Annotated in this window: 11 protein-coding genes; 2 read left to right on the top strand and 9 right to left on the bottom strand. The window is 62.2% G+C overall.

Translation table 11 applies throughout. The features are described from left to right. The 6 genes from VJR68_RS16095 to cobU all read right to left on the bottom strand — a co-directional run. Nucleotides 1–790 (bottom strand): amino acid--tRNA ligase-related protein (locus tag VJR68_RS16095; RefSeq protein WP_324149347.1); only part of this gene is annotated, 790 nt, incomplete at its 3' end. Nucleotides 791–957: 167 nt separating this feature from the next. Further along, nucleotides 958–1,260: a zinc ribbon domain-containing protein gene (locus VJR68_RS16090; RefSeq protein WP_324149345.1), complete on the bottom strand. Its 303-nt coding sequence runs from the start codon at nt 1,258–1,260 to the stop codon at nt 958–960. Between the two features lie 80 nt (nt 1,261–1,340). Further along, on the bottom strand, nt 1,341–2,066 hold the full coding sequence (locus tag VJR68_RS16085; protein WP_324149353.1) for an adenosylcobinamide-GDP ribazoletransferase: 726 nt from the start codon (nt 2,064–2,066) through the stop codon (nt 1,341–1,343). Further along, a complete protein-coding gene (locus tag VJR68_RS16080) occupies nt 2,063–2,614 on the bottom strand; it encodes a histidine phosphatase family protein (protein ID WP_324149343.1) in 552 nt (183 codons plus the stop codon). Before VJR68_RS16080 ends, VJR68_RS16085 begins: the two co-directional genes overlap by 4 nt. Beyond that, nucleotides 2,604–3,653, bottom strand: coding sequence for a nicotinate-nucleotide--dimethylbenzimidazole phosphoribosyltransferase (gene cobT, locus VJR68_RS16075; RefSeq protein WP_324149341.1), 1,050 nt, complete (start codon nt 3,651–3,653; stop codon nt 2,604–2,606). Before cobT ends, VJR68_RS16080 begins: the two co-directional genes overlap by 11 nt. Beyond that, a complete protein-coding gene (cobU, locus tag VJR68_RS16070; protein ID WP_324149339.1) occupies nt 3,650–4,171 on the bottom strand; it encodes a bifunctional adenosylcobinamide kinase/adenosylcobinamide-phosphate guanylyltransferase in 522 nt (173 codons plus the stop codon). The genes cobT and cobU overlap by 4 nt, the downstream gene beginning before the upstream one ends. Nucleotides 4,172–4,437: 266 nt before the next feature. Here cobU and VJR68_RS16065 point away from each other — a divergent pair, with 266 nt between their 5' ends. Together VJR68_RS16065 and VJR68_RS16060 are read left to right on the top strand one after the other, a co-directional pair. After that, on the top strand, nt 4,438–5,187 hold the full coding sequence (locus VJR68_RS16065; protein ID WP_324149337.1) for a hypothetical protein: 750 nt from the start codon (nt 4,438–4,440) through the stop codon (nt 5,185–5,187). Nucleotides 5,188–5,193: 6 nt separating this feature from the next. Further along, the gene (locus VJR68_RS16060; RefSeq protein ID WP_324149335.1) at nt 5,194–5,607 is read left to right on the top strand and encodes a DUF7079 family protein; all 414 of its coding nucleotides are present in this window, start codon (nt 5,194–5,196) and stop codon (nt 5,605–5,607) included. An 8-nt stretch (nt 5,608–5,615) separates the two neighbouring features. Here VJR68_RS16060 and VJR68_RS16055 read toward each other — a convergent pair whose 3' ends face one another. The 3 genes from VJR68_RS16055 to cbiB are packed head-to-tail and all read right to left on the bottom strand — an operon-like array spanning nt 5,616 to nt 8,963. Further along, entirely contained in the window at nt 5,616–7,070 is a 1,455-nt protein-coding gene (locus VJR68_RS16055; protein ID WP_324149333.1) for a cobyric acid synthase, read from the bottom strand. Beyond that, nucleotides 7,067–8,050, bottom strand: coding sequence for a threonine-phosphate decarboxylase CobD (cobD, locus tag VJR68_RS16050; protein WP_324149331.1), 984 nt, complete (start codon nt 8,048–8,050; stop codon nt 7,067–7,069). The genes VJR68_RS16055 and cobD overlap by 4 nt, the downstream gene beginning before the upstream one ends. Further along, nucleotides 8,043–8,963: an adenosylcobinamide-phosphate synthase CbiB gene (gene cbiB, locus VJR68_RS16045; RefSeq protein WP_324149329.1), complete on the bottom strand. Its 921-nt coding sequence runs from the start codon at nt 8,961–8,963 to the stop codon at nt 8,043–8,045. Before cbiB ends, cobD begins: the two co-directional genes overlap by 8 nt. Nucleotides 8,964–8,987: the final 24 nt, after the last annotated feature.

The raw sequence follows: 8,987 nt of genomic DNA, 5'->3' as shown, positions 1-8,987 counted from the left end.
CAGCCAGCTCCACACCAACCACTTCCTTGAACACGTGGCGGATCATCGCCTCGACGAAATCCTGCACGTCCTTCTCTTCGACGAAGGCGAATTCCATGTCGAGCTGGGTGAATTCCGGCTGGCGGTCGGCGCGCAGGTCTTCGTCACGGAAGCAGCGGGCGATCTGATAGTAGCGATCAAAGCCGGCCATCATCAGGATCTGCTTGAACAGCTGCGGCGATTGCGGCAGCGCATAGAACTGGCCGGGATGCACGCGGCTGGGCACCAGGTAATCGCGCGCGCCCTCCGGCGTGGCCTTGGTGAGAATCGGCGTTTCCATATCCTGGAAACCGCGCGCATCCAGATAACGGCGCAGCGATTGCACCAGCTTGATGCGCGTGCGCATCATCTGTTGCATGTCAGGGCGGCGCAGGTCGAGGTAGCGGTAGGTCATCCGCATGTCCTCGTTGGGGTTCTCGTGCAGCGCGAACGGCAGATCCTTCGCGGCATTGAGAATCTCCACCTTCTCCGCCAGCAGCTCGACCGTACCGGTCTTGAGCTTGTCATTGGCGGACAGGCGCTTGCGGATGCTGCCGGTCACCTTCACGCAGTACTCGTAGCCAAGCTCACCGGCCACCTCGAACGCGTCGGCGTTTTCGCGCTCGATCACGACCTGGGCGATGCCCTCATGGTCGCGCAGATCGACGAAAGCGACGTGGCTCTGCAGGCGAAGGGTGTTGACCCAGCCGCACAGGGTAACGGTCTGGCCGACCAGCGACTCGTTGATGAGGCCGCAGTAATGCGTGCGCATGCGCTTGATGCTCCGGGCCGCGCGGGGCGGCGAATCTGGCGTGGAAAAGGCCCGGAATCTTAGCATTCCCCACGGTATCGCGCCGTTTGACGCGTAGGTTGGGGTGCGAACCCCAACATCGCCATGTACATACATTGCGCATGTTGGGGTTCGCACCCCAACCTACGTCAGGTCGTCGATGTCGAAGTAGCCGCGGGAGCGGGCGCAGGCGACGGACTGGCACTCGTTTCCGACGACGTGCTCGTGCTGGCGGCGGCATCTCCGGCCAGGTTGCGCTTCTTGTCGCCGTCCTTCTTGAAGTCCGTTTCGTACCAGCCACCACCGGCAAGACGGAACTGCGGCGCGCTGAGCTGGCGCTGCACCTGTTCGGCACCGCAGCTCGGGCAGGTGGACGGGTCGGGGTCGGAAAGTTTTTGCAGGCGGTCGAAACGGTGACCGCAGGCGTTGCATTGGAATTCGTAGATAGGCATAGGAAAAGGCTTCGCACACCATCGGAGCCGATGGCCGCGGGTGATTATCGGGACGGAAGGACTGATTTCAACGGTCCTTATCAGCGTACGGCGAAACCCACCAGCACCGCTACTTCCATCATCTCGGCCAGCGCGCCGGCCGTGTCGCCGGTGCAGCCGCCCAGCCGGTTGAGGCAAGCCTGCCGCCACAGGCCGAATACGGCCGCTGCGAGCAAAAACGCCAGCAGACCGCGCCCACCGAACAGCACGCAGCCCAGTGCCGTAAGCAGCAAGGCCACGCCACATGCCCGGCGCGGCGCATCCGTCAGCGCCGCGCCCAGTCCACCGCTGCGTATATAAGGTGTGACGAGAAACAGCGCAGTAAGCCCAGCACGCGCCAACAGCGGCGCCAGCAACAAGGCAGCCCAGGGTGCCGGCCCCAGGCTTGCCACCGCGGCAAACTTCAATAGCAGCGCCAACACCAGGGACACCACGCCGGCCGGACCGCAGCGCGGATCTTTCATGATCGCGAGCGTCTTTTCGCGATCGCCCATGCCACCGATCCACGCGTCCGCGCTGTCGGCCAGTCCATCCAGATGCAAGGCACCCGTCAACGCCACCCAGGCCGTCACCAGCAAAGCGGACGACAGCAGCGCCGGGGTTTCATGCAACAACCAGGCGAAAACGCCAAGCAACAAACCGATCAGTACACCGACCAACGGATACCAGGCCAGCGACGCCGCTTTCGCGTTCGGGTCGTCGTACGCCTGCGCCGGCACCGGCAGGCGCGTCAGGAAACCGATGGCCAGCAGCAAGGCGCGCATCAGGCCGATACCCCCACCGGCCAAGGCAACGGATGCAACGAAGCGTGTGGCACCTCGATGCCAGCCATGTCGCCATAGCTGCGCTGCTCGACCCGGCAACGCAGCAAGCGAATAGCGCCGCCGTGCGTGATCACCAGCACGCGTCGCGCACCGGATTCCAGCGCAATATCATCCAATGCTGCGCACAAGCGGTCACGAAACGCTGCAAAGGTTTCCGCACCCGGCGGCGGATGCTTTACCGGATCAGCCCAAAACTGCGCCAGCGCATCGCCCTGCTCTTCCGCAATGCGTTCGATCGGCACGCCCTGCCATGCACCGAAGTGATATTCGGCAAGCCGCGCATCGATGCGCAGCGGCAAGCCGCGCGCTTGCGACAACTCACGCGCAAACGCCGCGCAACGCTGCAGCGATGACGAAATAATGCCATCCCATTCGCGCCCTTGCACCGCTGCACGCAACTGCGACCAACCCAGCTCGCTCAAGGCGTCGTCCAGCTGGCCACGATAACTGCGCTGCGCAGTATCGCCATGCCGCAGCAACTCAATCGACATTGGACACACCGGCTTGCTCGAACGTCGCCATGCCGTTGTGCAACGCGCAGGCAAGCCGCAGCAGCGGCACGGCGATCGCCGCGCCGCTCGCTTCGCCCAAACGAAGCCCCAGATCGATCAGCGGCTCGGCTTGCAGCGTCAACAGCAGCTTCGCGTGCCCGTGCTCTTTCGACCGATGGGAGAACAATAGCCATGGACGCACGTCAGGCTGAATCATTACCGCCGTCAACGCGGCCGTCGTACTGATAAAGCCATCCACCAGCACCGGGATGCCCGCCTGCGCTGCGGCTACATAGGCGCCCACCAGCGCCGCGATTTCAAAACCGCCCAGGCAACGCAACTGTTCCAGTGCGGTGGTGGCGGCGGCATGCTGCGCCAAGGCACGTTCAAGCACGGTCACTTTGTGCTTGATACCTGCAGCGTTGAGGCCGGTGCCGGCACCGGCGAGGGTGGAAGGCGGCTCATCCAGCAATGCACTCGCCAATGCGGCGGCAGAAGTGGTGTTGGCGATACCCATCTCGCCACCAATAAACAATTGCGCGCCGGCGTTGTGCGCTTCGCGCACGCTATCGGCACCGGCGGCAAGCGCCGCTTCCAGTTGCGCGTTGCTCATCGCCGGCTCAAGGCAGAAATTCGCCGTGGACGGCGCGATGATCGCGCGACGCACGCCTGCGATCTCTCCTGGATCGTTCACTGTCCCCAGGTTCACCACATCCAGCTTCGCATCCAGGCTGCGTGCCAGCACGCTGATGGCTGCACCGCCGGTGGCGAAGTTGCGTACCATCTCGCCGGTCACCACTTGCGGAAAAGCCGAAACGCCTTCCGCGGCCACGCCATGATCGGCCGCAAACACGCTGATCCACACGCGATCCACCGTCGGCTGCTCCGAGCGCTGCAATGACGCCAACTGGATCGCGGCGGCTTCCAATATGCCGAGCGAGCCCGGCGGCTTGGTCAGTTGCAGCTGATGCGCACGCGCCGCGTCTGCAGATGCAGGATCGGGCTGGACACAAGGTGAAGAAAGCCATTCAAGGCTCATGGCAAGTTTCCTTTCAGGGCTAGAGGTAAACCGGCGGCAACGAACACGACGCGTTCGCTGACGGCGGCAATGGCTTGATGCAGGCGTCCGGCTTCGTCGACGAAACGGCGCGTCAATTCGCCGAGCGGCACAATGCCGAGGCCGACTTCGTTGCTGACCATCAATAATTCGCCTGGCAAGTTGGGCAACGTATCCAGCAGATGCGTGCGTTCGCGGTGGAAAGCATGCTCGTCGGCATTGCCGAGCAGATTGCTGAGCCAGAGCGTAAGGCAATCGACCAGGATGCAACGATGCTCGCGGGCATGTTCGCGCAGCACCTCGGCAAGCCGGATCGGCTCTTCCACACATAGCCATTGTTGCGGACGGCGTGCGCGGTGATGGGCGATGCGCGTTGCCATTTCCGCATCACCGGCTTGTGCGGTGGCGACGTAGACCACATCGCGCGCGCTTTCGCTGGCCAGCCGCTCGGCCAGGGCACTTTTGCCGGAACGGGCGCCGCCGAGGATCAAGGTACGCATCGGTCATCGCCCGCGCTTGAAAAAAAATGGCAAAGCTCTCCCACCTCCATCACCCATCCCCAAGGTTGTCATAAAAACAATCTTACCAATGACCGTGTTTGTGCATTTAAATGGCAACCGCTCGACGGTGGGAGCCACATGGGCCATGTTTGGCCCTACAGATGCCCTGGGCAATTCCTACATGTTCTGCCTTAAAGCATAACTGCACCGATCCACCTCTGGTTTCTATGCTTTATCAAGTCACTACACATCACGGGCAAGAAGCCATGACTGATACAAGCAACGGCCGGGAAAACACGCGAGAGGATCTTGCGGCACTAGACCACGCACTCTTCCAGCTCTATGCAGCCACCTCGCATTTCGCAGCGGCCGCCATCCATGACTCGTGCATGCGAGCGCAATACCAACGGGATGTCGGCGAAATGGCACGAGAACTCAAAGCAGCGGTCGATACGGGACAGCTTTCAGCACGCACCGCCGCCGAGCAGGCTCATGCTGTACGCAATAGCATCTTGGAGGGGATGCGCGCGAGGACCAGCCCGACTGTGCGCGCCTACGCTACCCAACTGAAGCGGGCAGGACTAACGTTGTCCGAATTGGAGGAAAAGTATGCTGCCGAGCGATTTCAAAAACGCTTTTCGCAACTGTCACCACATCAACAAAACGCCGTTTATGGCGACATCATCGATAGCGCTGGGAGACCCCGTCCAAGGGTCATGAACCAAGCCAAATGGTTAGGACGAGCCGGTCGAAGGGTAATGCTGGCCTCGTTTGCCATCGCCGTATACGAAGTCGCCAAGGCGGACGACAAACCCCTTGAAATGATGCGGCAAGGCACCCTGGCTGGCGCGGGTATCGCCGGTGGCGTGGCAGTTGGCAGTGCGGCCGTGGCATTCGGTCTTTGCGCGGCCACCGCCCCTGTTTGCGTTGGCGTCATGGCCTTGGCCGGCAGCATGCTGGCGGCCTATGGCGCCGATACGGCTTGGGGATCGATCTATCAACGAACACAAAGGTAATACGTCATGGCATTGCCTCCACTGGATATCAAGCGCCGCGGGTCGGTATGGGAAGCGCTGTTTGGGCTCTTGGTCGACTGGGAGATGAGGGATTCGGAATACCACTGGGCCATCCGCCTGATGCAGGAGTCTGGTTATTCCATCGATGAGATTGAGGACATCTTGAAACAGGAAGTGGCTCCGGCGTGGTTCTGCAGCCCGAAGGTGCAATGGCAGAATTCGGAGATGATCAGCCTGTCCAGGGAAGAGGCCGTTGCAGCGGTTCAGGCCTATCTGGCCAAGTCCAACACGCTATGGTGCCGCTGGCGCAGATATCAAATGAGAAAAGAAGGATACGGAGGATTGCCCTATCCCATCAATGATCGCTGGAACAGGGCATCGTCGATGATGCGCCGTGCCGAGCGTGACGGGGCCACCTGAGTTCCCTTTCATGCCAGCCATTGCCACAAGCGCTGGACATCCAAATGCGCCTCCACCGCGTCCGCCAGGCGTTCGATATCCGCGTCACGCAAGGCGCGTATATCCATCGGCGCCGCGTGTGGCAATCCAGCCCAACGCAACAACGCAGCCAAGGCTTGCGGACCATCGAACAAACCATGCAAATAGCTGCCCATCACCCGCCCATCCGCCGATAGCGCGCCATCGCAGCGGCCATCATCCAGGCACGCGAACGGATTTGCCAGGGCCGCACCGCGGCTGACGCCGCAATGGATTTCATAGCCCTGCACGCTGGCTTCGGCGAAGGCCAGCCTGCCATGCACACGATGCAGCTGCTTGTGCGGTTCCAGCGTGGTTTCCAGGTCCAGCCAGCCCAGCCCCTCGCTGGAGCCGGCCTCGCCTTCGATGCCCAGGGGGTCGTGCACGGCGTGTCCCAACATCTGCAAGCCACCGCAGATGCCAAGCAACTTGCCGCCATAACGCAGATGACGCGCGATCGCCACATCCCAGGCTTGCATGCGCAACCATGCCAGATCGGTACGCGTGGATTTGGAGCCCGGCAGAATGATCAGGTCACACGCCGGAATAGCGTCGCCCGGCCCGACGAAGTGCAGATCGACGCCTGGGTGCGCACGCAATGCATCGAAGTCCGTGTGATTGCTGATGCGCGGCAACGCCGGCACGGCAACGCGCAGAGCTTCCGCCGATTTATCCATGCGTTCACGTGGCAACGCATCTTCCGCCTCCAGATGCAGGCCATGCAGATACGGCAGCACGCCCAGCACCGGCTTGCCGGTCTCGCGTTCCAGCCACTCCAGCCCCGATTGCAACAACGCCAGATCGCCGCGAAAACGATTGATCACAAAGCCGACCACACGTGCGCGTTCACGCGGTGAAAGCAAAGCCAAGGTGCCAACCAGATGGGCGAAAACGCCGCCACGATCGATATCGGCGATCAGGATCACCGGGCAATCCACGGCCTCTGCGTAGCCCATGTTGGCAATATCGCGATCGCGCAGATTGATTTCGGCAGGGCTGCCGGCGCCTTCGACGATTACGGCATCGTAGGCATCGACGAGGCGTTTATGCGAGGCCATGACGGCGTCAAACGCACGACGCTTGTAGTCGTGATAGTCGCGCGCATCCATGTTGGCCACCGGATGACCGTGCACGATCACTTGCGCGCCTACGTCACTGTTCGGTTTCAACAAGATGGGATTGAAATCGATGCTTGGCTCCAGCCCGCACGCCTGCGCCTGTACCGCTTGTGCGCGTCCTATCTCGCCGCCATCCACGGTGACCGCTGAATTCAAGGCCATGTTTTGCGGTTTGAATGGCGCAACACGCACGCCGCGCCGATACGCCCACCGGCACAACGCCGCCACCAGCGTGCTCTTGCCGGCATCGGAGGTGCACCCTTGCACCATCAGCACGCGCGCGGTCATGGCAATACCTCCGCCAGCGCGTGATCGAGACGCGCAAAGGCGATTTCGTCAGGCGGCAATCCGAAGCGCAAGCTCGGCGGTGCGTCGAACAGGCGGCTGAGAATGCCACGCGCCGCGAGCGCCCGATGTATCTGCGGAGCATCATCGTGACGGCACCATTGGAACAGGCCGCAACCTGCGGAAGGCTCCAAGCCATGTCGTGCAAGCAATGCGCGCAGACGTTCACTTGTTTCCAGCAGGCGTAAACGTGCCTGTACTTGCCAGGTGCGATCCGCCAACGCATGCCGCAACACATGGCGCGCGGGCCCGCTCAAGGTCCACGGCCCGAGTTGTTCCTGCAACATTTCAAGCAACGCAGGCGCCGCACACACGAAACCGGCACGCGCACCGGCCAATCCAAAGAACTTGCCCACCGAGCGCAATACCACCAGACCTTCGCGATCTGCATAGCGACATACGCTTGCCTGTGGCGCGACGTCCATAAAGGCTTCGTCGACAACAAGCCAGCCACCGCGTGCGGCCAGTTCGGCATGAAGCTGCAACAGCCGCGCAGGGTCAAAGCGCTCGCCGCCAGGATTGTTGGGATGGATCAGCACCAGCACATCCCACCTGGCGACATTTGCCAGCAAAGCATCGGCGGATTCCATTACCACATGATGGCCAGCCCGCTGCCATGCCTGCGCGTGCTCGGCATAACCCGGCGCCATGATGCCGACACGCGACGCGGGCCGTAGCAACGGCAATGCTTGAATGGCCGCTTGCGAACCGGCCACCGGCAAAAGCTGCGGCGCTTCGTAGTACGCGCAAGCCGCTTCTAGCAGGCCATCATCGTCCTCAGGCAGGCGCCGCCAAGCAGAAGACGGAATATCCGGCAGCGGCCATCCAAACGGACTGATACCGGTCGATAGATCCAGCCATTGTTCCAGCGAAATGCCGTATGCCTGCACCGCCCGACGCAAACGGCCACCATGCTCAAGCATGCAGGCCTCCTTGCATCGCCATGGCCAACAACCATGCAACAGCAAGCCAGAGCACGACGCCACGATGCAGCAGTTGCAAGGCACGATGGATGGCTTCGGCATCGGGTGTAGTGCCCTCGCCGAGTTCGGGACGCGCCTCCCACACACCGTCATAGGGCGCCGCGCCGCCAAGCTTCACACCCAGCGCCCCGGCACCTGCCGCCATGACGGGCCCGGCATTGGGACTATCCCATTGCGGCGCCTGGATGCGCCAACAACGCAATGCTGTTTCGAAATGGCCACACAAGGCATACGTGAAAGCCGTAAGCCGCGCTGGAATGAAATTGAACACATCGTCGATACGCGCCGCAGCCCAGCCGAAGCGTTCATAGCGCGGTGTGCGATAACCCCACATGGCATCCAGCGTGTTGGCCAAGCGATAGAGCAACGCGCCGGGTGCACCGAGGATCGCGAACCAGAACAGCGCGCCGAAGACGGCATCATTGCCATTTTCCAACACCGACTCGGTGGCGGCTGCCGCAACCTGGCCGGCATCCAGCGGCAGCGTATTGCGGCTGACCATGCGACCGACCGCGTTGCGCGCTTGATCCAGTTCGCCCGCTGCAAGCGCCTGTGCCACGGGCCGCGCGTGCTCACCGAGACTGCGCAAACCCAGCGCGCCGTACAACACGATCACCGCTATGCACCAGGCGAGCCACGCTGGTGCATAGCGTTGGATGAGCGCCAAGAACACCACGCCCGGCAGCACGGCCAATGACCAGGCGAGCACGCCATTCGCGCGTCGATCTGCAAGCAGGCGTTGTTCGACTTGATTCGCCATGCGACCGAAGATCACCAGCGGATGCCAGCGGCGCGGTTCGCCCAGCAGGCGATCCAGCAAGATAGCGGCGAGCATCGCCAACGCCGTGCTCATCGTTCTCCCCGGCCTTGTGGGTGG

The organism is Dyella sp., from assembly GCF_035277725.1.
In the GTDB taxonomy this organism is placed as follows: domain Bacteria; phylum Pseudomonadota; class Gammaproteobacteria; order Xanthomonadales; family Rhodanobacteraceae; genus Dyella_B.
Note: the sequence above shows the minus strand (reverse complement) of the source record. Positions and strands in the feature narration are given on the sequence as shown.